The organism is Serratia sp. T13T92 (genome assembly GCF_047530105.1).
GTDB lineage: Bacteria > Pseudomonadota > Gammaproteobacteria > Enterobacterales > Enterobacteriaceae > Chania > Chania fonticola.
Map to the genome: position 1 here is coordinate 192,164 of NZ_JBLJAK010000006.1, position 25,623 is coordinate 217,786.

At 54.8% G+C, this 25,623-nt stretch carries 25 protein-coding genes and 1 tRNA gene; 15 read left to right on the forward strand and 11 right to left on the reverse strand.

The annotated features are described in order from the left end of the window. Positions 1–57: 57 nt before the first annotated feature. Complete coding sequence (gene orn, locus ACMV5I_RS09370) at positions 58–603, reverse strand: oligoribonuclease (RefSeq protein ID WP_021182111.1); 546 nt, start codon at positions 601–603, stop codon at positions 58–60. A 162-nt stretch (positions 604–765) separates the two neighbouring features. Here orn and rsgA point away from each other — a divergent pair, with 162 nt between their 5' ends. The 3 genes from rsgA (at position 766) to mscM (ending at position 6,130) form a co-directional block, all read left to right on the forward strand. Further along, complete coding sequence (rsgA, locus tag ACMV5I_RS09375) at positions 766–1,815, forward strand: small ribosomal subunit biogenesis GTPase RsgA (RefSeq protein ID WP_021182110.1); 1,050 nt, start codon at positions 766–768, stop codon at positions 1,813–1,815. Positions 1,816–1,878: 63 nt separating this feature from the next. Further along, positions 1,879–2,772: an archaetidylserine decarboxylase gene (asd, locus tag ACMV5I_RS09380; protein WP_174334392.1), complete on the forward strand. Its 894-nt coding sequence runs from the start codon at positions 1,879–1,881 to the stop codon at positions 2,770–2,772. Positions 2,773–2,776: 4 nt separating this feature from the next. Then, positions 2,777–6,130, forward strand: a complete 3,354-nt coding sequence (mscM, locus tag ACMV5I_RS09385; RefSeq protein WP_414824192.1) for a miniconductance mechanosensitive channel MscM — start codon at positions 2,777–2,779, stop codon at positions 6,128–6,130. Positions 6,131–6,243: 113 nt separating this feature from the next. Here mscM and epmA read toward each other — a convergent pair whose 3' ends face one another. Beyond that, positions 6,244–7,221, reverse strand: a complete 978-nt coding sequence (gene epmA / locus ACMV5I_RS09390) for an elongation factor P--(R)-beta-lysine ligase (RefSeq protein WP_065684070.1) — start codon at positions 7,219–7,221, stop codon at positions 6,244–6,246. Between the two features lie 403 nt (positions 7,222–7,624). Here epmA and frdA point away from each other — a divergent pair, with 403 nt between their 5' ends. The 5 genes from frdA to blc all read left to right on the forward strand — a co-directional run bounded on the left by frdA (position 7,625) and on the right by blc (position 11,564). Next, positions 7,625–9,427: a fumarate reductase (quinol) flavoprotein subunit gene (gene frdA / locus ACMV5I_RS09395; RefSeq protein ID WP_024484775.1), complete on the forward strand. Its 1,803-nt coding sequence runs from the start codon at positions 7,625–7,627 to the stop codon at positions 9,425–9,427. Beyond that, positions 9,420–10,154, forward strand: coding sequence for a succinate dehydrogenase/fumarate reductase iron-sulfur subunit (locus tag ACMV5I_RS09400; RefSeq protein WP_024484774.1), 735 nt, complete (start codon positions 9,420–9,422; stop codon positions 10,152–10,154). The genes frdA and ACMV5I_RS09400 overlap by 8 nt, the downstream gene beginning before the upstream one ends. Positions 10,155–10,170: 16 nt before the next feature. Beyond that, positions 10,171–10,563 (forward strand): fumarate reductase subunit FrdC, encoded by a 393-nt coding sequence (gene frdC, locus ACMV5I_RS09405; RefSeq protein WP_021182104.1) that lies wholly within the window; start codon positions 10,171–10,173, stop codon positions 10,561–10,563. 12 nt (positions 10,564–10,575) lie between these two features. After that, complete coding sequence (frdD, locus tag ACMV5I_RS09410; RefSeq protein ID WP_021182103.1) at positions 10,576–10,935, forward strand: fumarate reductase subunit FrdD; 360 nt, start codon at positions 10,576–10,578, stop codon at positions 10,933–10,935. A gap of 95 nt (positions 10,936–11,030) precedes the next feature. Then, positions 11,031–11,564: an outer membrane lipoprotein Blc gene (gene blc, locus ACMV5I_RS09415; protein ID WP_202673013.1), complete on the forward strand. Its 534-nt coding sequence runs from the start codon at positions 11,031–11,033 to the stop codon at positions 11,562–11,564. Here the strand turns inward: blc and sugE are convergent. The 4 genes from sugE to efp form a co-directional block, all read right to left on the reverse strand. Then, complete coding sequence (gene sugE, locus ACMV5I_RS09420) at positions 11,558–11,875, reverse strand: quaternary ammonium compound efflux SMR transporter SugE (RefSeq protein ID WP_021182101.1); 318 nt, start codon at positions 11,873–11,875, stop codon at positions 11,558–11,560. The genes blc and sugE overlap by 7 nt on opposite strands. 228 nt (positions 11,876–12,103) lie before the next feature. Continuing rightward, positions 12,104–12,235 carry an entericidin A/B family lipoprotein gene (locus tag ACMV5I_RS09425; protein WP_021807577.1) on the reverse strand — a complete coding sequence of 44 codons (132 nt, stop codon included), beginning with the start codon at positions 12,233–12,235 and terminating at the stop codon, positions 12,104–12,106. Positions 12,236–12,355: 120 nt separating this feature from the next. After that, the gene (locus ACMV5I_RS09430) at positions 12,356–12,487 is read right to left on the reverse strand and encodes an entericidin A/B family lipoprotein (protein WP_021182099.1); all 132 of its coding nucleotides are present in this window, start codon (positions 12,485–12,487) and stop codon (positions 12,356–12,358) included. A 69-nt stretch (positions 12,488–12,556) separates the two neighbouring features. After that, a complete protein-coding gene (efp, locus tag ACMV5I_RS09435) occupies positions 12,557–13,123 on the reverse strand; it encodes an elongation factor P (RefSeq protein WP_024484772.1) in 567 nt (188 codons plus the stop codon). 42 nt (positions 13,124–13,165) lie between these two features. Here efp and epmB point away from each other — a divergent pair, with 42 nt between their 5' ends. After that, positions 13,166–14,197, forward strand: a complete 1,032-nt coding sequence (gene epmB, locus ACMV5I_RS09440; protein WP_024484771.1) for an EF-P beta-lysylation protein EpmB — start codon at positions 13,166–13,168, stop codon at positions 14,195–14,197. 108 nt (positions 14,198–14,305) lie between these two features. On the opposite strand, the gene ACMV5I_RS09445 is transcribed toward epmB, so the two are convergent. The 4 genes from ACMV5I_RS09445 to ACMV5I_RS09460 all read right to left on the reverse strand — a co-directional run bounded on the left by ACMV5I_RS09445 (position 14,306) and on the right by ACMV5I_RS09460 (position 17,770). Beyond that, positions 14,306–14,650, reverse strand: a complete 345-nt coding sequence (locus ACMV5I_RS09445) for a DUF4156 domain-containing protein (RefSeq protein WP_024484770.1) — start codon at positions 14,648–14,650, stop codon at positions 14,306–14,308. 303 nt (positions 14,651–14,953) lie between these two features. Beyond that, complete coding sequence (groL, locus tag ACMV5I_RS09450) at positions 14,954–16,600, reverse strand: chaperonin GroEL (protein WP_141130996.1); 1,647 nt, start codon at positions 16,598–16,600, stop codon at positions 14,954–14,956. Between the two features lie 48 nt (positions 16,601–16,648). Then, positions 16,649–16,942, reverse strand: coding sequence for a co-chaperone GroES (locus ACMV5I_RS09455; RefSeq protein ID WP_004952634.1), 294 nt, complete (start codon positions 16,940–16,942; stop codon positions 16,649–16,651). Between the two features lie 336 nt (positions 16,943–17,278). After that, positions 17,279–17,770: an FxsA family protein gene (locus tag ACMV5I_RS09460; RefSeq protein WP_024484768.1), complete on the reverse strand. Its 492-nt coding sequence runs from the start codon at positions 17,768–17,770 to the stop codon at positions 17,279–17,281. A gap of 351 nt (positions 17,771–18,121) precedes the next feature. Here ACMV5I_RS09460 and aspA point away from each other — a divergent pair, with 351 nt between their 5' ends. The 6 genes from aspA (at position 18,122) to ACMV5I_RS09490 (ending at position 23,994) form a co-directional block, all read left to right on the forward strand. Next, positions 18,122–19,558 (forward strand): aspartate ammonia-lyase, encoded by a 1,437-nt coding sequence (gene aspA / locus ACMV5I_RS09465; protein ID WP_021807586.1) that lies wholly within the window; start codon positions 18,122–18,124, stop codon positions 19,556–19,558. A 122-nt stretch (positions 19,559–19,680) separates the two neighbouring features. Further along, entirely contained in the window at positions 19,681–20,982 is a 1,302-nt protein-coding gene (locus ACMV5I_RS09470) for an anaerobic C4-dicarboxylate transporter (RefSeq protein WP_024484767.1), read from the forward strand. A gap of 126 nt (positions 20,983–21,108) precedes the next feature. Continuing rightward, positions 21,109–21,432 (forward strand): divalent cation tolerance protein CutA, encoded by a 324-nt coding sequence (cutA, locus tag ACMV5I_RS09475; protein WP_021807588.1) that lies wholly within the window; start codon positions 21,109–21,111, stop codon positions 21,430–21,432. Further along, on the forward strand, positions 21,408–23,123 hold the full coding sequence (locus ACMV5I_RS09480; protein WP_414824193.1) for a protein-disulfide reductase DsbD: 1,716 nt from the start codon (positions 21,408–21,410) through the stop codon (positions 23,121–23,123). Before cutA ends, ACMV5I_RS09480 begins: the two co-directional genes overlap by 25 nt. A gap of 40 nt (positions 23,124–23,163) precedes the next feature. Next, positions 23,164–23,739 carry a transcriptional regulator gene (locus ACMV5I_RS09485; protein ID WP_021807590.1) on the forward strand — a complete coding sequence of 192 codons (576 nt, stop codon included), beginning with the start codon at positions 23,164–23,166 and terminating at the stop codon, positions 23,737–23,739. A gap of 179 nt (positions 23,740–23,918) precedes the next feature. After that, positions 23,919–23,994, forward strand: a tRNA-Phe gene (locus tag ACMV5I_RS09490). A gap of 82 nt (positions 23,995–24,076) precedes the next feature. Here ACMV5I_RS09490 and ACMV5I_RS09495 read toward each other — a convergent pair. Next, on the reverse strand, positions 24,077–25,510 hold the full coding sequence (locus ACMV5I_RS09495) for an anion permease (protein ID WP_121608494.1): 1,434 nt from the start codon (positions 25,508–25,510) through the stop codon (positions 24,077–24,079). Between the last annotated feature and the right edge of the window lie 113 nt (positions 25,511–25,623).

Genomic DNA, 25,623 nt, shown 5'->3' on the forward strand with positions numbered 1-25,623 from the left:
CAATAGAAAAGGGGGCGTGGATTACTCCTCCGCCCCCTTTTATGAACCTGCTCCCGGCTACAGCTGAATAAAATGCTCGCGGTAGTACGCCAGTTCCGCAACGGATTCGCGGATATCATCCAACGCCTGGTGAGTGCCCTGCTTTTTGAAGCCTGGCAGGATCTCCGGTTTCCAGCGGCGCGCCAGCTCTTTCAGGGTGCTGACGTCCAGATAACGGTAATGGAAGTAGGCTTCCAGCAGCGGCATATAGCGGAACAGGAAACGGCGATCCTGGCCAACGCTGTTGCCACAGATAGGTGATTTACCTGCTGGCACCCACGCTTGCAGGAAAGCGATAGTCGCCAGCTCGGCGGCACGATCGTCATGCTTGCTGGCTTTAACGCGCTCCACCAGCCCACTGCCGGTATGCGTGCGCACATTCCAGTCATCCATTCGCGCCAGTTGCTCATCTGATTGATGCACCGCGATCACCGGTCCTTCGGCAAGGATATTCAAATTGGCATCGGTCACCAATGTCGCGATCTCGATAATGCGATCGCGTTCAGGGTCCAACCCGGTCATCTCCAGATCGATCCAAATCAGGTTGTTTTCGTTTCCTGTCATGATTTTTCCTGCGTAAAAGCCGAAAGATAAATAAACCACGGGCAAACCCGCGGCTAATGCCAGCGTGCGTGGCGGTCAAGAACGGTTATTTAATATAAAATAGCGTGTATCATAGCCTTTTTGCTCGCCCCGAGCGATAAATGCCGATTCAAGTGAGGCTCAGTGAGTAAGAACAAACTGTCCAAAGGTCAAGAACGCCGCGTACAGGCCAACCATCAGCGTCGCCTGAAGCGTACTGACAACAAGCCGGAGCTGGATGATTCCCAATTGGGCGAACCGCAAGACGGGATCGTCATCAGCCGCTTTGGCATGCATGCCGACGTGGAAGCCGCAGACGGCGTCCAGCATCGCTGCAACATTCGCCGCACTCTACGTTCGCTGGTTACCGGCGATCGCGTGGTCTGGCGCCCTGGTGTAGGCACTCATGCGGGGGTCAAAGGCATCGTAGAAGCGGTGCATGAACGCACCTCGGTGCTGAACCGCCCTGATTTCTACGACGGCGTTAAACCCATCGCCGCCAATATCGATCAGATCGTCATCGTGTCGGCCATTTTGCCCGAACTTTCACTCAATATGATCGATCGCTATCTGGTCGCCTGCGAAACGCTGCAAGTCGAGCCGCTGATCGTGCTCAACAAGATCGACCTGCTGGACGCCGCAGCGCGTAAGGTGGTCGACGGAATGATGGACATCTATCGCCATATTGGCTACCGCGTTCTCGAAGTGTCCAGCCAGACCCGCGAAGGGATGGAAGCCTTTGAACAGGCGCTGGTCGACCGTATCAGCATCTTTGCCGGGCAGTCCGGTGTGGGCAAATCCAGCCTGTTGAACGCCCTGCTGCCGCAGACGGAAAAGCAAATTCTGGTAAATCAGGTTTCCGACGTCTCCGGCCTGGGGCAACATACCACCACGGCGGCGCGCTTGTATCACTTCCAACATGGCGGTGATGTTATCGACTCCCCTGGCGTGCGTGAATTTGGTCTGTGGCATCTGGAGCCAGAGCAAGTCACCCAGGCCTATGTCGAATTCCGCGACTATTTGGGCGGTTGTAAATTCCGCGACTGCCGCCACGACACCGATCCGGGCTGCGCCATTCGCGCCGCGATGGAAAGTGGCGCGATAGCCAAAGAGCGTTTCGACAACTATCACCGCATCCTGGAAAGCATGGCGCAGGTTAAAACCCGCAAAAACTTCCCGGACGCAGATAACTGATCCACAGTGCGGGGGTTGCGCTAATCGCCCCCCCGCCCTTATATCCCCTTTCAAGAGGTTAATGTGCTGGATAGCATCAAGATTAAATTACAGTATTGGCTGCCAAAGCTGGCGTTAACCCGCCTGGCGGGCTGGGGCGCAGATAAAAAGGCCGGCTGGCTGACGAAGCTGGTGGTAAAAGCGTTTGCCCGCTATTACCGCGTGCAGATGCAGGAAGCACAGAACCCGGATTTAGCCTCCTATGCCACATTCAATGAATTCTTCGTTCGTCCATTACGTGATGGCGCACGCCCGATCGTAGCGGAGCCTCACGTGCTGGCACTGCCAGCAGATGGTGCCATCAGCCAGCTCGGTGCGATCCGCGACGATCAGATTTTCCAGGCCAAAGGCCATAATTACACGCTGGAAGCCCTGTTGGCTGGCAACTATCTGTTGGCGGAGCCTTTCCGTAACGGCCTGTTCGCCACCACCTATCTGGCCCCAAGCGACTATCACCGCGTCCATATGCCTTGTGACGGCATACTGCGCGAAATGATCTACGTACCGGGCGATCTGTTCTCGGTCAATCCGCTAACCGCCGCCAACGTGCCGAATCTGTTTGCGCGCAATGAGCGTGTGATCTGCGTATTCGATACCGCCTTTGGGCCGATGGTGCAGATCCTGGTCGGTGCGACTATTGTGGGCAGCATCGAAACCGTCTGGGCCGGTACCGTCACGCCACCCCGCGAAGGCATCATCCGCCGCTGGACCTATCCAGCCGAAGGCATGGAAGGCGCGATCCAACTGGTTAAAGGTGAAGAGATGGGCCGCTTCAAACTCGGTTCCACGGTCATCAACCTGTTCACACCTGGCAGCGTACAGTTCGCTCCGCACCTGAACAACGGCACCGTAACCCGGATGGGCCAGGCTTTTGCTGAAGCCGCAGCCGCGCCAGAAGCCACCTTCGAAGGGAATTGATGCTGTGCGCCTGATTATCGCTTTATTGCTCAGCCTGCTACTGATCCAGCCGGTTCTCGCCGCCGCGATCCCCAACGAGTCCCAGTTACGGCAAGAATTGAAGCTGGCCGAGGGCAATAAAAACGCGCCTAATCAGGCGGAAACGGTTGAGGCGCTGCAAAGCGCCATCAACTGGCTCACCGAACGCAAAGAGTCGCAGAACAATTCCCAGCAGTATCAGCGGGTGATCGACGATTTCCCGAAGATGACGCAGGAACTGCGCCGCCAGCTCACCCTCGAAGAAACCAAAATCCTGCCCAACGGCGAGAACCTGCCCGCCAGCGATCTGGAACAGTTAATCCTGCAAACCAGCAGCCAACTGCTGGAACAGGCCCGCCTGTTGCAACAGGAGCAGGACCGGACACGCGAAATCAGCGACTCTCTCAGCCAACTGCCACACCAACAAACCGAAGCCCGGCGCGCGTTAACGGAAGTTCAGCGCCGTCTACAAGCTCAGGGCAATAACCAAACTACGCCATTGGCACTGGCGCAGCTTGCCCTGTTACAGGCAGAGGCAGCGGCACGTAAAGCGAAAGTGGATGAGCTGGATCTGGCTCAACTCTCGGCCAATAACCGCCAGGAACTGGCTCGGATGCGTGCCGATGTCTACAAAACGCGGCATGAAAAAATTGATGTTCAGTTACAGGCGCTGCGTAACAACCTCAACAGCCAACGCCAGCGGGAAGCGGAACGGGCGCTGGAAAAAACCGAGCAATTGGCCGAACAGAACGGCGATTTACCCGCCAGCCTACGCAAGCAGCTGCAAATCAACCGTGAACTTTCTGCTGCGCTGAACGATCAGGCGCAACAGATGGATCTGATCTCTTCCCAACAGCGCCAGGCCGCCGCACAAACGCTGCAGGTACGCCAGGCGTTGAGCACCATCATTGAGCAGTCCCAATGGTTGAGCGCCTCTACTGCGCTGGGGGAAACCCTGCGCGCCCAGGTCGCCATCTTGCCAGAAATGCCAAAACCCCGGCAGTTGGACAGCGCCATGGCCGATCTGCGCGTTCAACGCCTGAATTTTGAAAACCAGCTGGAAAGCCTGCCACAGCGAGCCAAAGAGTTTAAACAAGACGACGGTAGCCCCCTGACCAGCGCCCAGCAGCGTATCGTCGATGCTCAGCTACGCACCCAGCGTGATCTGTTGAATTCGCTGCTGTCCGGCTGCGATACCCAGATCCTTGAGCTGACCAAGCTGAAGGTGGCCAACACCCAGTTGGTCGATGCGCTGAACGAAATTCAGGATGCAGCGCACCGCTATCTGTTCTGGGTGCCAGACATCAGCCCTATCACCCTGTCGTATCCGCTCAATGTGGCACAAGATCTGACCCGTGTACTGTCACTGGATACCCTGACGCAGCTCAGCGGCGCCTTCGTGATGATGGTCACTAGCCGGGAAACCTTGATCCCGCTGTTTGGTGCGGTGCTGTTGGTGATTTTCAGCATCAGTTCGCGTAAGCATTACCATGCGTTCCTGGCGCGGGCCAGCAGCAGAGTGGGCAAGGTCACGCAAGATGAATTCCTGCTGACGTTGCGTACCGTATTTTGGTCAATCCTGGTGGCCTTGCCGCTGCCGGTCTTGTGGGCAGCGCTAGGCTTTGGCTTGCAGAATGCCTGGCCGTATCCGGTAGCCGTCGCGATCGGTGAGGGCGTCACCGCCACGCTGCCAGTGCTGTGGATCTGTATGATCAGCGCCGCCTTCGCCCACCCGCAAGGGTTATTCATCGTGCATTTCCGCTGGCCGGTGAAACAGGTTTCCCGCGCCATGCGTTATTACCAGATGTCGATCTGGCTGATCGTGCCGTTGATTATGGCGCTGATCACCTTCGACAATCTCAACGATCGCGAATTCGCCAACACCCTTGGCCGCCTGTGCTTCATTCTGCTCTGTCTGGCGCTGGCTCTGGTCACCAACAGCTTGAAGCGGGCCGGTATTCCACTGTATCTGGATAACAAAGGCTCCGGCGAAAACATGATCAACACCGCGTTGTGGGGGCTATTGCTTTCCGCACCGCTGATTGCTGCGTTGGCTTCCACCGTCGGCTATCTGACCACCGCACAGAAACTGTTGGCACGCCTGGAGACCTCGGTTGCCATCTGGTTCCTGCTGTTGGTGATTTACCACATTATCCGCCGCTGGATGCTGATCCAACGTCGCCGCATCGCCTTTGACCGTGCCAAACAGCGCCGTGCCGATATCCTGGCGCAGCGTGCCAAAGGCGAAGAAGAATCCTCACATACCCCTAACAGCATTGAAGGTGCGATTGAGGTAGATGAGACGGAAATCGATCTGGATGCCATCAGCGCCCAGTCTCTGAGGTTGGTGCGTTCGATCCTGACGATGGTGGCACTGGTCTCGGTGATCGTCCTGTGGTCAGAGATCCACTCGGCCTTCGGCTTCCTGGAAAATATCAAGCTCTGGGATGTCAATTCCACGGTGAATGGCATTGATATCGCTCAGCCGATCACCTTGGGGGCGCTGCTGATCGCCATCCTGGTGCTGATCGTCACCATGCAGCTGGTGCGTAACCTGCCAGCGTTGCTCGAGTTGGCGGTGTTGCAGCACCTGGATCTGACGCCAGGCACCGGCTACGCCATTACCACCATCACCAAGTATCTGTTGCTGCTGTTCGGGGCGATCCTCAGCTTTTCCTGGATCGGTATCGAGTGGTCGAAACTGCAATGGGTGGTCACCGCGCTCAGCGTGGGCTTGGGCTTTGGTATGCAGGAGATCTTCTCCAACTTTATTTCTGGCCTGATCATTCTGTTTGAAAAACCGATCCGCATCGGCGATACGGTGACGATCCGTAACCTGACGGGCACCGTAACCAAGATCAATACCCGCGCCACCACTATTTCAGACTGGGACCGCAAAGAGATTATCGTGCCTAACAAGGCCTTTATTACCGAGCAGTTTATCAACTGGTCGCTGTCGGACACGCTGACCCGTGTGGTGCTGACCGTACCGGCACCGGCAGAGGCGAATACGGAAGAAGTGACCAAGATCCTGATCAACTCGGCCGAACGTTGCTCACTGGTGCTGGATAACCCAACACCGGAAGCCTATCTGGTCGATCTGCAACAGGGTATTCAGATCTTCGAACTGCGCATCTACGCCGCCGAAATGGGCCACCGCATGCCGTTACGCCATGAGATCCACCAGTTGATCCTGGCGGGTTACCGAGAACACGGCATCACGCTGCCATACCCACCGTTCCAGGTTCGCACCGAGACGCTGTCGCGCATGACCAGTAATGGCCGTACGCCGCCTTCAACCCCACCGCGCAATACACGCCGCGAGTCGGGCGGGCTATAGAAGCAAAAAGGGTTCGGCAACAAACCGAACCCTTTTTACTGGATAAAAAACGGGCGCACATGCAGCGCCCCTACGGTCAAACATGTTCGCCCCTACATTGCACGAGGACGCGGTTATGCCCGGCTGACCGGAAACGCGATCACTTCGCTCAGGCTTTCGGCTCCCAACGCCAACATCACCAAACGATCGACGCCCAATGCCACGCCAGCACACTCCGGCATACCATGCTTCAAGGCATCCAGCAGATTGTTATCAATCGGGTGCTCCGGCAAGCCACGCGCTACGCGTTTACGATTGTCCTGCGTAAAGCGCTGGCGTTGCTCATCGCCGTCGGTCAACTCGCGGAAACCATTCGCCAGCTCAAGGCCTTTGAAATAGACCTCGAACCGCTCCGCGACACGGTGATCTTCGGTGCTGATCTCTGCCAGCGAGGCCTGTGAAGCCGGGAAGTGGTAAACGAATGCCGGTTTATCACGGCCGATATGGGGCTCGACGCCCACGGTAAACAGCAGTTGCAGCAAGGTATCGCGGTCTTCTTCCGTATCGGCAATGTTGCTCAGATCGAGCTTGGCCGCAGCCTCGCGCAACTGTGCCTTCTCTGCCGACAGCGGATCGAGATCCAGATGGCGCAGGAACGCCTGCTGATAGGACAGGGTTTCGGCACTGTCGCAATCCAGTACCTGTTGCAGCAGATCGTCCACCTCGTTCATCAGGCGGTACATATCATAGTGCGGGCGATACCATTCCAGCATGGTGAATTCAGGGTTGTGATGCCGCCCCGCTTCTTCATTACGGAAGCTGCGCCCCATCTGATAGATCGGGCCGCTCCCTGCCGCCAGCAGGCGCTTCATGTGGTATTCCGGGCTGGTCATCATGTACAGCGTCAGGCCATCTGCCGCGCCCGGGCCGACGAAACGCGTCTGGAACGGGACCAGGTGGATGTCGGTGACTGTCGCCTGGCTCATGGCCGGGGTCTCAACCTCCAATACGCCACGATCGGCAAAGAAACGCCGGATCTCAGCCAGTATCGCTGCGCGCTTCAACAAATTGGCGATGGGTGCACTTGGCTGCCAGCTTGCCGTTTCGCTCATGGTAATTACTCCGAAATCAAACAGGGGGTGCAGTCTACTCGCATCCTCTCAAGCAAACAAATTCTTGGCTATTGTGTGCGCTGGTCTACATTAAAATCATAAAAAACATATAAGCCATATAAACCACCGACAATCACGCTAATCAAAGACAAAGGCGAGGCAACACCTTATTTTTGCAGGAATGCCTCTTGCGTAACGGTTAAAAGGCAAAACAATCGATCACATCAAATTTCTACTACTTAACTTTAGGTATAGTGATAACCCTATATTCGGTAGCGGTAATCTATCCTTAGTGTTTAGTTTAAAAAGTCACTGAATTTAGCTTAGCACCCGAAGCACCTTTATAAATATTAAGCATAGATTAATTAAATTGTCGTTTTAACGAGAACATTGGAGGAGTGCAGTGCAAACCTTTAACGCCGACCTAGCCATCATTGGTGCCGGGGGAGCTGGTTTACGGGCCGCTATAGCCGCCGCGGAAGCCAATCCCCAACTGAAAATCGCGCTGATATCTAAAGTATATCCAATGCGTAGCCACACGGTAGCCGCCGAAGGGGGCTCCGCCGCAGTCACTCAGGATCACGACAGCTACGACTATCACTTCCAGGACACCGTAGCCGGTGGCGACTGGCTGTGTGAGCAGGACGTGGTCGATCACTTTGTTCACAGCTGCCCACGTGAAATGGCCCAGTTGGAGCAATGGGGTTGCCCGTGGAGCCGTAAGCCAGACGGTTCGGTCAACGTGCGCCGCTTTGGTGGCATGAAGATTGAACGTACCTGGTTTGCCGCCGATAAAACCGGCTTCCACATGCTGCACACCCTGTTCCAGACTTCGCTGAAGTATCCGCAAATCCAACGTTTCGACGAGCACTTCGTGCTGGACGTACTGGTAGATGATGGCCAGGCGCGCGGCGTGGTTGCCATGAACATGATGGAAGGCACCCGAGTGCAGATCCGTGCCAACGCCGTCATCATGGCCACCGGCGGTGCTGGCCGCGTTTATCGCTATAACACCAACGGCGGCATCGTCACCGGCGACGGTATGGGGATGGCGTTCCACCACGGCGTGCCACTGCGCGACATGGAATTTGTGCAATATCACCCAACCGGCCTACCAGGCTCAGGTATCCTGATGACTGAAGGCTGCCGCGGTGAAGGCGGTATTCTGGTTAACAAAGACGGCTACCGCTACCTGCAAGACTACGGTATGGGCCCGGAAACCCCGCTGGGCGAGCCAAGAAACAAATATATGGAGCTGGGCCCGCGTGACAAAGTGTCGCAGGCTTTCTGGCATGAATGGCGTGCTGGCCGCACCATCGCCACCCCGCGCGGCGACGTGGTCTATCTGGATCTGCGCCACCTGGGCGAGAAGAAACTGCTGGAACGTCTGCCGTTCATCTGTGAACTGTCGAAAGCCTACGTGGGGGTCGATCCCGTTAAGGATCCAATCCCGGTCCGTCCAACCGCGCACTACACCATGGGCGGTATCGAAACCGATCAGAACTGTGAAACCCGCATCAAAGGCCTGTTCGCCGTCGGCGAATGTTCCTCGGTTGGTCTGCACGGCGCGAACCGCCTGGGCTCCAACTCGCTGGCTGAGCTGGTGGTGTTTGGGCGTGTGGCAGGTGAACACGCAGCACGCCGCGCGCTGGAAAGTGGCCCGGCCAACGGCAGCGCTTTGGAAGCACAAGGCCGCGACGTGGAAACCCGCCTCAGCAACCTGATGAAGCAGGAAGGTAGCGAGAACTGGTCGAAGATCCGCGATGAAATGGGTCTGTCGATGGAAGAAGGCTGTGGTATCTACCGTACGCCGGAGCTGATGCAGAAAACCATCGATAAGCTGGCGGAGCTGAAAGAGCGCTTCAAGCGCGTCAAAATTACCGACAACTCCAGCGTGTTCAACACCGATCTGCTGTACACCATCGAGCTGGGCTATGGCCTGGACGTTGCCGAATGTATGGCGCACTCGGCCTTCAACCGTAAAGAATCGCGCGGCGCACACCAGCGTCTCGACGAAGGTTGTACCGAGCGTGACGACGTGAACTTCCTGAAACATACGCTGGCGTTCCATAACCCGAACGGTGCACCACGCCTGGAGTACAGCGACGTGAAAATTACCAAACTGCCACCGGCCAAGCGTGTTTATGGCGCAGCAGCCGAAGCGCAGGACAAAGAGAGAAAGGATAAGGAGCAGGCGAATGGCTGAGCTGAAAACCCTGAAAATCGAGGTCATGCGCTATAACCCGGAACGCGACGCAGAGCCGCATTTCGAGACCTTCAGCGTGCCTTACGATGAGCAGACTTCGCTGCTGGACGCACTGGGTTATATCAAAGATAACCTGGCACCAGACCTGTCCTATCGCTGGTCGTGCCGTATGGCCATCTGTGGCTCTTGCGGCATGATGGTCAACCGCGTGCCTAAGCTGGCCTGTAAAACCTTCCTGCGTGAATATACCGATGGCATGAAGGTTGAGGCGTTGGGCAACTTCCCGATCGAGCGCGATCTGGTGGTGGATATGACCCACTTTATCGAGAGCCTGGAAGCGATTAAGCCTTACATCATCGGCAACGATCGCAAGCCGGAAGATGGCCCGAACGTGCAGACCCCGGCGCAAATGGCGAAGTATCACCAGTTCTCCGGCTGCATCAACTGTGGCCTGTGCTATGCCGCTTGCCCACAGTTCGGCCTGAATCAGGAGTTTATCGGCCCGGCAGCGATTACGCTGGCACACCGTTATAACCTGGATAACCGCGACCACGGCAAGAAACAGCGTATGCCGCTGCTTAACGGCCAGAACGGTGTCTGGTCCTGTACGTTTGTTGGCTACTGCTCTGAAGTCTGTCCAAAACACGTCGACCCGGCCGCTGCGATCCAGCAGGGCAAGGTAGAGAGTGCCAAAGACTTCATGATCGCAATGCTGAAACCGCAATAAGGGAGGGGAGACAGCAATGACAACACAACGTAAGCCCTATGTGCGTACCATGACTCCTACCTGGTGGCAAAAGCTGGGTTTCTACCGTTTCTACATGCTGCGTGAAGGCACTTCGGTGCTGGCGGTGTGGTTCAGCATCGTGCTGATCTACGGCGTCTTTGCCCTGAAGGGTGGCCCTGAAAGCTGGGCCGGGTTTGTCGGCTTCCTGCAAAACCCGCTGGTGCTGCTGATTAACATCATCGCCCTGCTGGCCGCCGCGCTGCATACCAAAACCTGGTTCGATCTGGCACCGAAAGCCGCCAATATCGTCGTCAACAGCGAGAAAATGGGGCCGGAGCCAATCGTTAAGGCGCTGTGGGCAGTGACGATCGTCGTCACCGTGATCATTCTCGCCGTAGCGTTACTGTAATCCGGAGGAAACATGATAAATCAATCACCTAAGCGCTCTGACGAGCCGGTTTTCTGGGGATTATTTGGCGCTGGCGGTATGTGGGGAGCGATCGTTGCTCCGGCTATCGTGCTGCTGGTCGGCATCCTGTTGCCACTCGGCCTGTTCCCCGGCGAAGCTTTAGGTTATGAGCGCGTCCTGGCGTTTTGCCAAAGCTGGATCGGCCGCCTGTTCCTGCTGCTGATGATCATTTTGCCATTGTGGTGCGGGCTACACCGTATCCACCATGCCATGCACGATCTGAAAATCCACGTGCCTGCAGGCAAATGGGTGTTCTACGGCCTGGCAGCTATCCTGAGCGTCGTTACCCTGATCGGGGTCGTCACGCTGTAAGACCTCTGGCGGCCAACTCCCGTTGGCCGCCTATTCCGCTACTCCCACTCTTTCGACTACACTGTTTATCTGTAACTGAAAAACAGGAGTCACCCATGCGTTTTTGGTCAAAGCTGTGCGTCATTTTATCCGCCCTCGTTTCCGTTGCCTGTAGCGTGACACCCCCGAAGGACGTCAAGGTCATAGATAACTTCGATAGCAAACGCTATCTGGGCACCTGGTATGAAATCGCGCGTCTGGATCATCGCTTTGAACGAGGCCTGGAGCAGGTTACGGCCAATTACAGCCCGCGTACAGATGGTGGCCTGAAGGTGATTAACCGGGGTTTCGATAGCAAAAAACAGCAGTGGCAGGAGAGCGAAGGCAAGGCGTACTTTATCGGCTCGCCGCAGACGGCCTCGCTGAAAGTTTCATTCTTCGGCCCTTTCTATGGCGGCTATAACGTCATCGAACTCGATCCGGAGTACCGTTATGCGCTGGTTTGTGGCCCAAACCGCGACTATCTGTGGATATTGTCGCGCACGCCGACGTTGGAAGCCGCCACGCGCGACAGACTGGTGCAGATTGCCAAGGGCTACGGCTTTGATACCGAAGCGTTAATCTGGGTCAATCAGCAGCCCACTCATTGACTGCTGAATTTTAGCCCCAGGATCCCGGCCACGATCAGGCACAGGCTGAGAATACGCATGATGTTGGTCGACTCACCGAGCAGCACCATGCCCATTACCGCCGCGCCCACCGCCCCAATCCCGGTCCACACGGCGTAAGCCGTGCCCGCAGGCAACGTTTTCATGGCGTGCGCCAGCAACACCATGCTCACCACCATCGCAGCGACGGTAATCAAACTGGGGGTCAAACGGGTAAAACCGTGGGTATATTTCAGGCCAATAGCCCAGACGACCTCTAACAGGCCCGCAAAAAGCAAAATTATCCATGCCATGACACTGGCTCCAGAACTGATGGGGTCGTCCCCAGACAACAGAAGCGCAGGCGGGTCGTCCCACTTGGCTGATTGAAGACGTGGATTATAACCAACGAAGATGGCAAGTCACAAGGCGACGAAATGGCGAGGTTGCTCATATTTGCCGGTGCCGAACATGTTCGACTGTAGGGGCGCTGCACGCTGCGCCCGTTTAGCAACATGCAGTGCCCCAATGTGCGGTCTTAATTACTGTGCGCTACGCTGGATCGCCTGACCACCAGCTTCAACATCTTTGCCCACGCCTTCGGTAGTATTACAGCCCACCAGCGATGACAGGATCAACAAGGAAAAAATGGCGAAAATAGTTTTCTTCAGCATAAGATTACCCTTATTCGTTATTAGTGAAAAAGTGTAGCTCTCTAAGCGTAGTAAAAATCAGGAGGGTTGCCGGAATAAACGGATTTTTCTGTATTATCCGATTAATGGCGCTAATTGATTTCAGCCAGCGCTGCGGGAAATCGCACCGCCGAGGTGTTGAACGTCTTCACCAAAACCACGGAAGGTATTACAGCCGCTGAGAGACATCAGCAACAACAGAGAGACCACGGCCAACAGCGTTTTCTTCATCATGCGGTTCTGCCAACGAGTGACGGGAAGGGATAATACAGAGGAACCACGGGGGTTCCTCTGTATTGAAACTTATTTAACGCGGGAGACGTATTCGCCAGAGCGGGTGTCAACCTTGATCACTTCGCCAATCTGCACGAACAATGGCACTTTAACTACTGCGCCGGTGCTCAGGGTAGCTGGCTTGCCGCCGGTACCTGCGGTGTCGCCTTTCAGGCCTGGATCGGTATCAGTGATTTCTGCTTCGATAAAGTTCGGTGGCAGCACAGCGATAGGACGGCCATCCCACAGGGTGACGATACATTCCGCGTTGTCCTGCAGCCATTTAGCCACGTCAGAAACGGTTTTCTCTTCAACCTGATGCTGTTCAAAAGTCTCAGGGTGCATGAAGTGGTAGAACTCACCGTCGTTGTACAGGTAGTTCATGTTGGTATCTACCACGTCCGCGCCTTCGCAGGAGTCGGTAGACTTAAAGGTTTTCTCAACGCGGGTGCCGGTCAGCAGGCGACGCATTTTTACACGCGCAAAAGCCTGGCCTTTACCTGGTTTAACGAACTCGCTGGATTCGACAGCGTAAGGTTCGCCTTCGAACATGATTTTAAGACCCGGACGGAAATCGTTGCTAGAATAAGTCGCCATGATGGCCCTCTGAAAATTTAAACTGGTAGCTTAGCCAAAAAAATGGCACACATTATAACCCAAAACACGGCGCATAGAGAAGATTGGTTGCATCAACTCGCCGATGTTATTACCGACCCAGATGAATTACTGCAGCTTCTGTCACTAAATACGCACCCGGAACTGCCACAGGGGCGCGATGCACGCCGCCTGTTTGCGCTACGCGTGCCGCGAGCCTTTGCCGCGCGTATGCAACCCGGTGATGCCAATGACCCGCTGCTGCGCCAGGTACTCACCGCCAGCGCAGAATTCATCGATGCCCCAGGCTTCACGACCGATCCGCTGGATGAACAGCGCAGCGTGGTGCCGGGGTTGCTGCACAAGTATCGCAACCGTGCCCTGCTGTTGGTAAAAGGCGGCTGTGCGGTTAACTGCCGCTACTGTTTCCGCCGTCATTTCCCCTATCAGGAGAACCAGGGCAACAAGGCAAACTGGCTTCAAGCGTTGGAGTATATCCGCCAACACCCGGAACTGGATGAAATTATTTTCTCCGGGGGCGATCCGCTGATGGCCAAAGACCATGAACTGGATTGGCTGATCGGGGAACTGGAGGCTATCCCACACCTCAAACGCCTGCGTATTCATACCCGCTTGCCGGTGGTGATCCCCGCCCGCATCACCGCCACGCTGTGCCAACGCTTCTCGGCATCGCGCCTGCAGGTGCTGATGGTCACCCATATCAATCATGCCAACGAGATTGACCCACCGCTGCGCGCCAGTATGGCACAGTTGCGTAGCGCCGGAGTGACGCTGCTGAACCAAAGCGTGCTGCTACGAGGGATCAATGATAACGCGGATACGCTGGCAACGCTGAGTAACGCCCTGTTTGATGCAGGGATCCTGCCCTATTACCTCCACGTGTTGGATAAGGTGCAGGGCGCGGCCCATTTTATGGTCAGCGACGACGAAGCTCGTGCGATCGTGAAAAGTTTGCTGAGCAAGGTTTCCGGTTATCTGGTACCCCGCCTGACCCGTGAGGTCGGCGGCGAACCCAGCAAAACACCGTTGGATCTGCGCCTCACGCAAAGCTCGTAGGGGCGCTGCACGCTGCACCCGTTTAATAACATGCCGCACGCATATGAATGCAAAAAGAGGAATGCCTGGGCATTCCTCTTTTGTTTTATACGGGTGCTTATGCCAGCGTTACGGGCACTTATACACCTGGCCGATCATTTTGCTATCCAACGGTGCAAAACTTGAAAGCAGGTTCTGGCTTGGGCTAGTCGCACCGTAAATCACGTTGCCGCCCATTGCTGCTGCCTTGTTGCGCAGATCGTTAGCCGCGCCGCGCATGGAGCTGCCCTCACCACCGCTCCCCGACAGCCAGTTGCTCTGAGTGCCGGTGACTTCGCCTACCAACTGGCATTCTGCGGCAGGCTTGGTGTCGGTAAATTTGACCTGTTGACCTGCGGCGGTCAGTTCATTGGTGCTGCTGCACCCTGCCAGCAGCAGCGCTGCCGATAGACCCAGTAAGGCTTTAATCCGCATCTTGTTCCCCATATGATGTTGAGAATTACGCAAAAGCTTATCAGAAAGCGTTGCTATCTCTTAAGCATCCGTTGCCACCGGCCACTGGAGCCTGGTCAACGTCTTGAGCGACAGCTGATGAACTATCAGTTTACACGCTTAATAGATACGGTCTGCAAAAATATCATCAAATTCAGCACTGACGCATCGGTAGCCGCTGACGATGAAAAAAACGGGCGCCACAATCAGCCCCACACAGAAGAAAGGGATAAAAAAACCCGGCCGAAGCCGGGTTTTGTGGTTAGCTCACAGAGGTGAGGGGAATTACATCATTCCGCCCATACCACCCATGCCGCCCATACCACCAGCGCCACCCATGTCTAACTTGTCTTCTTTCGGCAAGTCAGTGATCATGCACTCGGTGGTGATCATCAGGCCAGCTACAGAGGCCGCGTACTGCAGAGCAGAACGGGTCACTTTAGTTGGATCCAGGATACCCATCGCGATCATGTCGCCGTATTCTTCGGTGTAAGCGTTGTAGCCGAAGCTGCCTTCGCCTGCTTTCACCTTATTGGCAATCACAGAAGCTTCTTCACCGGCGTTGATCACGATCTGACGCAGTGGAGATTCCATAGCACGCAGGGCAACTTTGATACCCACGTTCTGGTCTTCGTTATCGCCTTTCAGGCCAGAGATTTTGTCTGCTACACGGATCAGCGCTACGCCACCGCCAGCAACCACGCCTTCTTCTACCGCAGCACGGGTAGCGTGCAGGGCATCTTCAACGCGGGCTTTCTTCTCTTTCATTTCAACTTCAGTTGCGGCGCCAACTTTGATAACGGCAACGCCGCCAGCCAGTTTAGCAACACGCTCTTGCAGTTTTTCACGATCGTAGTCAGAGGTCGCTTCTTCGATCTGCTGACGGATCTGGGAAACGCGGCCCTGAATGGTGGCTTCGTCGCCCACGCCATCGATGATGATGGTGGTGTCTTTGTTGATTACGATGCGTTTTGCCTGACCCAGATCTTCCAGGGTAGCTTTTTCCAGCTCCAGACCGATCTCTTCAGAGATCACGGTACCGGCAGTCAGGGTAGCGATGTCTTGCAGCATGGCTTTACGACGGTCGCCGAAGCCAGGTGCTTTAACCGCAGCCACTTTCACGATGCCACGCATGGTGTTAACCACCAGGGTAGCCAACGCTTCGCCTTCAACATCTTCAGCAATGATCAGCAGTGGTTTGCCCGCTTTCGCAACGGCTTCCAGCACTGGCAGCATTTCACGGATGTTGGAGATTTTCTTGTCAGCCAGCAGGATGAACGGGCTTTCCAGCTCGATAGAACCGGTTTCTGGCTTGTTGATGAAGTACGGAGACAGGTAGCCGCGATCGAACTGCATACCTTCAACCACGTCCAGCTCGTCTTGCAGGCCAGTGCCTTCTTCAACGGTGATCACGCCTTCTTTGCCCACTTTCTCCATCGCTTCTGCAATCAGTTTACCCACGGTTTCGTCGGAGTTTGCAGAGATGGTGCCTACCTGAGCGATAGCTTTAGAGTCAGAGCAAGGTACGGATAATTTTTTAAGCTCTTCAACCGCAGCGATAACCGCTTTGTCGATACCGCGCTTCAGATCCATCGGGTTCATGCCGGCAGCCACAGCTTTCAGGCCTTCGGTGATGATGGATTGAGCCAGTACGGTTGCAGTGGTGGTACCGTCGCCCGCAGCGTCGTTCGCTTTAGAGGCAACTTCTTTCACCATTTGTGCACCCATGTTCTCGAACTTGTCTTCCAGTTCGATTTCACGAGCAACAGATACGCCATCTTTGGTGATGGTAGGAGCGCCGAAGGATTTATCCAGCACTACGTTGCGGCCTTTCGGGCCCAGAGTCACTTTTACTGCATCAGCGAGAACATTCACGCCGCGGAGCATCTTCACGCGAGCGTCATTGCCGAATTTTACATCTTTAGCTGCCATTGGTATTTCCCTTCAACTCGTTCAGTTCAGAAGATTTATAAAGCGTTATTACGCTTCAACAATTGCCAGAATGTCGCTTTCGGACATGATCAACACTTCTTCATTGTCGATCTTCTCTGCTTTCACGCCGTAACCGTCGTTGAAAATCACGATGTCGCCTACTTTCACATCCAGCGGCTGGATGTTGCCGCTTTCCAGAACACGTCCTTTACCAACGGCTACCACTTCACCACGAGTAGATTTACCCGCTGCAGAGCCAGTCAGAACGATGCCGCCAGCAGATTTTGATTCAACTTCTTTGCGCTTGACGATAACGCGGTCATGCAATGGACGAATACTCATTGAACGCTCTCCTGTAAGAAGGTTTCTATCAGATTTAGGGTTGTGCGCCAGATTATTGATACCGGCTCCGTGGGATTTGAAATGGGGGCGTTCCATCCCCCTTCAAGGGGCAGCAGCAAAAAAATTTTCGATTTGATGGCCTGCGGTGAACGCCATTAGCAAAAACGCGGCCGATCTCCCCTCACCCCGACCCTCTCCCACTATACGGACCGGATAACACATGGGTACTTGTTTAGGGAGAGGGGGTAGTCCAGAGTCGCGGTCAGGTACCGGGGGCAATTGTAGCACGTTCAGTCCCCTCTCCCTTTGGGAGAGGGTTAGGGTGAGGGGAAATTATCAGCGATCGTCACGCTTGTCGCGATCGTCGGGTTGATGATCCAAGGTGTAGCGGTCGTCTTGCTTGCGCTGGAATTCACCGTCGAAGGTATTGCCATTGGCGGCTCCGCCGTTCTGGCCCCAACCGCCTGGGCGATAAACGGCGAGATGCGGCATCAGCTTCAGCGTCAGTGATTTCTGCACCGGCGGCAACAGCAGCAACAGGCCAAGGAAATCGGTGAAAAAGCCCGGTATCACCAGCAGGAAACCCGCCAGCACCAGTGAAACGCTTTTCACCATCTCCGCTGCCGGGCTTTCGCCCGCCGCCAGCTTCTGTTGCATCTGCACAAAGGTCTTCATGCCCTGATTACGCACCAAGGAAACACCGACGCAGGAAGTAAACACCACCAGCAGCAGCGTCATTGCCACGCCGAACACGGCGGCAACTTTAATAAACAAGGATATCTCTATATAAGCCAGTAGAAATATCAGCAGTAACGGTAACCAGCGCACCTGGTTCTCTCCTCTAGGTAGAGTCGGCGTACCCGCCCGATGGCGCATACGTGATAAATGGGGCCGCTAATCGGCCAACCTTCATACAATGGGGGCTTCCCGCCGCCATTTCAACCGGGCGATCTTTTTTATTCTCTTTGCCGCAAACGTGAAGCCCTTCACAGAAACCAAAAGCTGTCATTTGCTGAAGCACCATATAGTGATCTACGTTCATTCATTTATTACCAACCAGCATATGATCTGGGTAGCGACAATAGCTGCGGTCAATACTTCCGCAGTAGACCCGCTCGGCAACATTATTTTGTTATCCTGCACATAATTATATTCGGCAGCAACATAGAGAAGGTTCTCATGTCAAACAACATTCGTATCGAAGAAGACCTATTAGGAACACGTGAAGTCCCAGCAGAAGCCTACTACGGTGTTCATACTCTGCGTGCGATTGAAAACTTCTATATCAGCAACAGTAAAATCAGCGACGTTCCTGAGTTTGTACGCGGCATGGTGATGGTAAAAAAAGCCGCCGCCATGGCAAACAAAGAGCTGCAAACCATCCCACGTAAAATTGCCGACGTCATCATCCAGGCATGTGATGAAGTACTGGATAAAGGCAAATGCATGGACCAATTCCCGGTGGATGTGTTCCAGGGCGGTGCTGGCACCTCGCTGAACATGAACACCAACGAAGTACTGGCAAACATCGGCTTGGAGCTGATGGGCCACCAGAAGGGTGAATACCAATATCTGAACCCTAACGATCACCTCAACAAGTGTCAGTCTACCAACGACGCTTACCCAACCGGGTTCCGCATCGCGGTTTACGCCTCCAACCAGAAACTGATCGATGCTATCAACCAACTGCGTGAAGGGTTTGACCGTAAGGCCAAAGAGTTCGAAACCATCCTGAAAATGGGCCGTACCCAGTTGCAGGACGCGGTGCCAATGACCCTGGGCCAGGAATTCCACGCCTTCAGCGTGTTGCTGAATGAAGAAACCCGTAACCTGCACCGTACCGCAGAGTTGCTGCTGGAAGTGAACCTGGGTGCGACGGCGATCGGTACCGCGCTGAATACCCCGGAAGGTTACCAACACCTGGCTGTTAAGAAACTGGCGGAAGTCAGTGGCCTGCCGGTGGTACCTGCCGAAGACCTGATCGAGGCCACCTCCGACTGTGGTGCCTACGTGATGGTGCACAGTGCGCACAAGCGCCTGGCGGTCAAACTGTCCAAGATCTGTAACGACCTGCGTCTGCTGTCTTCCGGCCCACGTGCTGGCCTGAACGAAATCAACCTGCCTGAACTGCAGGCCGGTTCTTCCATCATGCCAGCCAAAGTGAACCCGGTGATCCCAGAAGTGGTTAACCAGGTTTGCTTTAAGGTGATCGGCAACGACACTTGCGTTACCATGGCCGCCGAAGCAGGCCAGCTGCAGTTGAACGTGATGGAACCGGTAATTGGCCAGGCGATGTTTGAATCAATTCACATCCTGACCAATGCCTGCTATAACCTGCTGGAAAAATGCATTAACGGTATTACCGCCAACAAAGAAGTGTGCGAGTACTACGTATTTAACTCTATCGGTATCGTCACCTATCTGAACCCGTTCATTGGCCACCACAACGGTGACATTGTCGGCAAGATCTGTGCTGAAACCGGCAAGAGCGTACGTGAAGTCGTGCTGGAACGCGGTTTACTGACCGAAGCTGAGCTGGATGACATCTTCTCCGTAGAGAACCTGATGCACCCGGCATATAAGGCGAAACGCTATACAGATGAAAATGAACAATAATAGACTCATCCGGTAGCCTGAAAGGCACGCTAATCCTCTGGATAGCGTGCCTTTTTTCTTTCCGAAAACACAAAGCTGTAACGTTTGGTTTTCATAAAAATCCATTTTAAGGGGTAAACACTATGCTAGTAGTAGAATTGGTGATCGTTCTACTGGCCATCTTTTTGGGGGCCAGGCTGGGCGGTATCGGAATAGGCTTTGCAGGCGGGCTTGGGGTGTTGGTGCTGGCGATGATTGGCGTTAAGCCAGGCAGCATTCCCTTCGACGTTATTTCAATCATTATGGCGGTTATCGCCGCTATCGCCGCTATGCAGGTCGCTGGCGGGATGGACTATCTGGTGCAGCAAACCGAAAAACTGCTGCGTAAAAATCCAAAATACATCACTATTCTGGCCCCCATCGTCACCTATTTCCTGACCATCTTCGCCGGTACCGGTAATATCTCCCTCTCGGCCCTACCGGTCATTGCAGAAGTGGCTAAAGAGCAAGGCATCAAACCTTGCCGCCCTCTGTCTACTGCCGTGGTTTCTGCGCAGATTGCCATTACCGCCTCGCCTATCTCAGCAGCGGTGGTGTACATGTCTTCCGTTATGGAAGGACATGGCGTGAGTTACCTGCATTTGCTGATGGTGGTGATCCCTTCTACCTTCCTGGCTGTGATACTGATGTCGCTGCTGGTCACTTGGTTGTTTGACTCCAAACTGTCTGACGATCCTGTGTATCAAAAGCGCTTCGAAGAAGGTCTGGTTGCCCTGCGTGGTGAGAACGTCATCGTGATCAAACCGCGTGCGAAAACCTCCGTGCTGCTGTTCCTGGCTGGCGTACTGAGCGTAGTGGCTTATGCCATCATCAACAGCCCAAGCATGGGTCTGGTGACGACGCCGCTGATGAACACCACCAATGCCATCCTGATCATCATGCTGAGCGTGGCCACCCTGACCACCATCCTGTGTCGCATCGAAACCGACCTGATTTTGAACTCCAGCACCTTTAAGGCCGGGATGAGCGCCTGTATCTGTATCCTGGGCGTAGCCTGGTTGGGTGACACCTTTGTGCAGGCCAACCTTGACTGGATCAAAGAGACTGCGGGTACCGTGATCCAATCCCATCCTTGGTTACTGGCGGTGATCTTCTTCTTCTGTTCGGCGCTGCTGTACTCTCAGGCCGCCACTGCCAAGGCGTTGATGCCGATGGCGCTGGCCCTGAACGTCACCCCGCTGACGGCGATCGCTTCCTTTGCTGCCGTTTCTGGCCTGTTTATTCTGCCAACCTACCCTACTCTGGTAGCGGCGGTACAGATGGACGATACCGGGACGACACGCATCGGGCGCTTCGTGTTTAACCACCCGTTCCTGATCCCTGGCACCTTGGGCGTGGCGTTTGCCGTCATCTTCGGCTTCCTGATTGGTAGCGTTATTCTGTGATCCTCAAGCGGGGCTTCGGCCCCGCTTTCTCCTCCTCATTCCCCTGCTGTTGATAATCTAACCTTCTAGCCAACACCGCTTCAGGGTATAGTGCCCTGTTACCAAACCTGGTTGAGAGGGCCGAAGATGTCTGATTGCGAAGCTATCGTCATACTCTGTACCGCACCCGATGAAGCCACGGCGCAAGAGCTGGCGGCACGCGTCCTGGGGGAGAAACTGGCGGCCTGTGCCACGCTGCTGCCTGGGGCAACATCGCTGTATTACTGGGAAGGGAAACTGCAACAGGAATACGAAGTGCAGATGCTGTTTAAAAGCGATCGCCAGCATCAACAAGCGCTACTCACCTACCTGAAACAACATCACCCGTACCAGACACCCGAACTGTTGGTGCTGCCGGTGATGGCTGGAGATAAAGATTACCTGTCATGGATCAACGCCTCATTAAACTGATATTGCTGCTGTGCAGCCTGTTCTTCCTGCCCACAGCGGCCCAGGCTTCACTGTTCGGCCAAAACGCGGGTAACCAGTTCGTCCCCGTCGATCAGGCATTTGCCTTTGATTTTAAACAACAGGGCCCCCAACTGACGCTAAGCTGGCAAATCCGCCCTGGTTACTACCTGTATCGCCAGCAAATCAAGCTGGTGCCGCAGCAGGCAACGCTGGGCCAGTTCGAGCTGCCCGCCGGGCTGAAGCATAAAGATGAATTCTTTGGTGAAGTGGCGATATTCAAGGAACCCTTGGCCCTGAGCATTCCCCTGTTGCAGGCGGGTGACAATGCCAGCCTGAGCGTCACTTACCAAGGGTGTGCTGAGGCCGGATTCTGCTATCCACCTGAGACCCGTGTGATCCCGCTGAGCGCAGTGGCACTTGCCGCAGAGCCCGCAGCACCGGTAGCCATAGCACCAGCAGAAACAGCACCGGCCAATCTGCCCTTCTCCCCCCTGTGGGCCTTGTTGATTGGTATCGGTATTGCGTTTACCCCTTGCGTGTTGCCGATGTATCCGCTGATTTCCGGCATTATTCTGGGCCGTGAGCGGCCACACAGCAGTGGGCGCATTCTGGTGCTGGCCGTGGTGTATGTGCAAGGCATGGCGCTGACCTATACCCTGCTCGGCCTGGTGGTTGCCGCCGCCGGGTTGCAGTTCCAGGCCGCGCTGCAACACCCTTACGTGCTGATAGGTCTTTCGGTGCTGTTTGTCGCCCTGGCTCTGTCCATGTTCGGCTGCTACTCCTTGCAGCTCCCCTCTTCACTGCAAACGCGGCTGGCCAACTGGAGCAACACCCAGCAGGGTGGCTCGCTGGTGGGCGTGTTTGTGATGGGCGCTCTGGCAGGCCTGATCTGCTCGCCATGCACCACCGCCCCGCTCAGCGCCATCCTGTTATACATCGCCCAAAGCGGCAATATGTGGGCCGGTGGCGGCACGTTGTATCTGTATGCCCTAGGGATGGGTATCCCATTGGTGATCGTGACGCTGTTCGGCAACCGCCTGCTGCCTCGCAGCGGCCCGTGGATGCAGTACGTCAAGGAAGCCTTTGGCTTTGTGATCCTGGCGCTGCCGGTGTTCCTGCTTGAGCGGGTGATTGGCGACGTCTGGGGGCTGCGCCTGTGGAGCCTGCTCGGCCTGGCATTCTTCGGCTGGGCATTCGTCCTGAGCCTGAAATCATCCCGTGGCTGGACGCGAGCCATCCAGGTGCTACTGTTGGCGGCGCTGGTGATTTCGGCGCGCCCATTGCAAGACTGGGCTTTCGGCAGCACGGCCTCTGAGCAGACGGCCCAGCCGCATCTGAACTTCACCCGTATCAATAACGTTGAACAGCTTAACCAGGCGCTACAACAGGCACAGGGCAAGCCGGTGATGCTGGACCTATACGCGGACTGGTGTGTCGCCTGCAAAGAGTTTGAGAAATACACCTTCAGCGATCAAGCGGTGCAGACCCAATTGGCCGATACGGTGTTGCTGCAGGCCGACGTAACGGCCAACAATGCCGAACAGGCCGCCTTGCTCAAGCACTTGCAGGTGCTTGGCCTGCCGACCATTTTGTTCTTTGACCGAGATGGCAAAGAGTTACCCGCAGCCCGCGTGACGGGCTTTATGAACGCAGAAGCCTTCGACGCACATTTGCAGAAAACCACTCGGTAAACGACACTGAGTTTCAGAACATTTTTTGGAGGGAGCACTAGTGCAACGTGAACAGGTTTTAAATACAGCCTTGGAGCTGTTGGAAAAACAGGGCCTGGCGACCACCACCTTGGAAATGCTGGCAGAAAAACTGGGTGTGCCATACAGCGATTTCAAACCGTTCTGGCCGGACCGCGAGGCTCTGCTGTATGACTGCCTGCGCTACCATGGCCAGCAGATTGATACCTGGCGCCGCCAGTTGCAGCTTGATGAGACGTTGAGCCCACAGCAAAAGCTGCTTGCGCGTTATGACGTGCTGGCAGAGCACGTGCAGAATGAACGCTATCCAGGCTGCCTGTTTATTGCCGCCTGTAGCTTCTTCCCTGAGAGCGACCACCCGATCCATCAACTGGCCGAGCAGCAGAAGATCACCTCGCTGGACTTCACCCGCGATCTATTGCGTGAGATGGATGCCGACGACGCCGACTCGGTAGCGCAGCAGATGGAACTGGTGCAGGAAGGCTGCCTGAGTAAACTGCTGATAAAACGCCAGTTGCAGGATGTGGCTGTCGCCAAGCGGCTGGCCGAAGATATCTTGCATATTGCCCAGTGCCGTCAGTTTGGTGCGTTAAGCTAAAGCCTCCCTTACCGGGCTTACCACGTAGGGGCGCTGCATGCTGTGCCCGTTGATAACCAATGGGATAAGGCCGTATTCTGCGCGCTTTGCCTGAAAAGCCAGCAATCGGAGCTGTTTTCACGTTTTTCGTCACAAATCCGTTGACGCCGCACGGCCAATACGGTTTAATGCGCCCCGTTGCCCGGATAGCTCAGTCGGTAGAGCAGGGGATTGAAAATCCCCGTGTCCTTGGTTCGATTCCGAGTCCGGGCACCATCATTTAGAAGAACCCGCCTATGGCGGGTTTTTTGCTTTTGGGTTAAAACTTCCCCGCTATAAGCCCGCTAAACGTTTTCCTCTACAAAAAACCCTGACTGATTAAAAACTGCCACCACGGCATACCAATCATCACGTGAACAACGAACGTGAGTAAGGCAATCACAGTCCCGGTGATCCACCATGATTTGATGTCATTATAGCCAGCAGAAAATACGATAGGCCCTGCGGCGCCACCATAGTGAGTAATGCACCCACCATAGGAGTTGGAAAATAATATGGCTAAAGCCAGGATCATCGGCGGTGCCCCTGCCACCATGCCGACAGTGGCAAAAACCGGTACCATCGCGGCGACATAAGCACCGCCGGAAGCAAACAGATAGCGGATAAAAATGCTGATCAACAGCAGTATAATCACCACGTAATTGCCTGAACCGCTAAAGGTAAAGTGATGAGAAAACCAATCGGCTAACCAGGTGAAAAAACCGGTCTTGGATAAGGTACTGCTCAGGCCAATAATCCCGCCATACCAAATCAGCGTACTCCATCCACCTTTGTTTTTTAGAATATCATCCCAACTGACCACGCCAGAAAGCAAGGCAAGCACCATCACAATAATCGCAACGGTCGCCGCATCAATCCCTAACTCACCGGAGAATATCCAGCCTAGTAATGCCAACAGAAATATAATCATCAACCCTTTTTCCCTCTTCGTCATAGGGCCTAAGGTCGCCAAACCTTCAGCAGAGAGAGTTTTATTGTCGATACATTTCAACTCTGGGGGTGAGATCTTATAAGTGATGTAGGGAATAACCGCCAGCATAATTAACCCCGGGATCCCTCCGGCCAACGCCCAACCCAGCCAACTTATCTTGATATGAAAGATGTCGGACATCAGGCTCAATGCCAACGCATTGCCGGCAAAGCCAGTTAAGAACATATAACTGGTAGTTTTCGTCACCATATAGATATTGATCATAAGAAAACGCCCGGCCTTACGCGGGCTCTTCTCTGGATCGGAGCCTAAGGCTACCGCGATACTATTGATGATAGGAAAAATTATGCCACCAGCTCGGGCGGTGTTTGACGGCGTCGCCGGGGCAAGGATCAAATCAAGCAATACCGTGACATAGCCGAGCCCCAGCGTGGTACTGCCTATCCGCCCAATCAGTTTATAGGCAATACGCTTTCCAAGCCCTGTGGTGACGAAAGCAGCGCTTAGGGTAAATGCGGCAAAAACCAGCCAGGTAGTCCCTGATGCATAGCCGCTTAACGCCGCACTGAATTTTAGTTTGCCATCACCCAACGTCTCAATCACCACAGCGGATGCGGCAACCGCAGTCAATAAAACCACCGGTTCGGGGTAGGGCTTAATCACCAATCCGATAATCGCTGCCAAATAAATCCCCAAAAGCTTCCAGGCCATTGGAGAAAGACCTTCGGGTGCGGGAATAGCAAATACCAGCAGAGGGATTACCAAGATCAATCCCATTTTCCATACATTGGTTTTTATCATAATCACTCACCTAGATATCATATTAATCGCTGAAGTAATTGGCTATAGAACTCACCATCCTATTTCCCTCAAACGGATTAAGATAATTTTTGATAATATTAACGCGAATACCC

Bases quoted from the DNA above. Each gene is read 5' to 3' on its own strand.
- groL (WP_141130996.1), bottom strand. From the start codon at position 16,600: ATGGCAGCTAAAGATGTAAAATTCGGCAATGACGCTCGCGTGAAGATG.
- epmB (WP_024484771.1), top strand. From the start codon at position 13,166: ATGGCACACATTATAACCCAAAACACGGCGCATAGAGAAGATTGGTTG.
- epmA (WP_065684070.1), bottom strand. From the start codon at position 7,221: ATGAGCGAAACGGCAAGCTGGCAGCCAAGTGCACCCATCGCCAATTTG.
- aspA (WP_021807586.1), top strand. From the start codon at position 18,122: ATGTCAAACAACATTCGTATCGAAGAAGACCTATTAGGAACACGTGAA.
- sugE (WP_021182101.1), bottom strand. From the start codon at position 11,875: ATGGCATGGATAATTTTGCTTTTTGCGGGCCTGTTAGAGGTCGTCTGG.
- ACMV5I_RS09430 (WP_021182099.1), bottom strand. From the start codon at position 12,487: ATGATGAAGAAAACGCTGTTGGCCGTGGTCTCTCTGTTGTTGCTGATG.
- ACMV5I_RS09455 (WP_004952634.1), bottom strand. From the start codon at position 16,942: ATGAGTATTCGTCCATTGCATGACCGCGTTATCGTCAAGCGCAAAGAA.
- ACMV5I_RS09495 (WP_121608494.1), bottom strand. From the start codon at position 25,510: ATGATAAAAACCAATGTATGGAAAATGGGATTGATCTTGGTAATCCCT.
- ACMV5I_RS09400 (WP_024484774.1), top strand. From the start codon at position 9,420: ATGGCTGAGCTGAAAACCCTGAAAATCGAGGTCATGCGCTATAACCCG.
- blc (WP_202673013.1), top strand. From the start codon at position 11,031: ATGCGTTTTTGGTCAAAGCTGTGCGTCATTTTATCCGCCCTCGTTTCC.
- ACMV5I_RS09480 (WP_414824193.1), top strand. From the start codon at position 21,408: ATGGATCAACGCCTCATTAAACTGATATTGCTGCTGTGCAGCCTGTTC.
- cutA (WP_021807588.1), top strand. From the start codon at position 21,109: ATGTCTGATTGCGAAGCTATCGTCATACTCTGTACCGCACCCGATGAA.
- ACMV5I_RS09470 (WP_024484767.1), top strand. From the start codon at position 19,681: ATGCTAGTAGTAGAATTGGTGATCGTTCTACTGGCCATCTTTTTGGGG.
- efp (WP_024484772.1), bottom strand. From the start codon at position 13,123: ATGGCGACTTATTCTAGCAACGATTTCCGTCCGGGTCTTAAAATCATG.
- orn (WP_021182111.1), bottom strand. From the start codon at position 603: ATGACAGGAAACGAAAACAACCTGATTTGGATCGATCTGGAGATGACC.
- ACMV5I_RS09425 (WP_021807577.1), bottom strand. From the start codon at position 12,235: ATGCTGAAGAAAACTATTTTCGCCATTTTTTCCTTGTTGATCCTGTCA.
- ACMV5I_RS09445 (WP_024484770.1), bottom strand. From the start codon at position 14,650: ATGCGGATTAAAGCCTTACTGGGTCTATCGGCAGCGCTGCTGCTGGCA.
- frdD (WP_021182103.1), top strand. From the start codon at position 10,576: ATGATAAATCAATCACCTAAGCGCTCTGACGAGCCGGTTTTCTGGGGA.
- frdC (WP_021182104.1), top strand. From the start codon at position 10,171: ATGACAACACAACGTAAGCCCTATGTGCGTACCATGACTCCTACCTGG.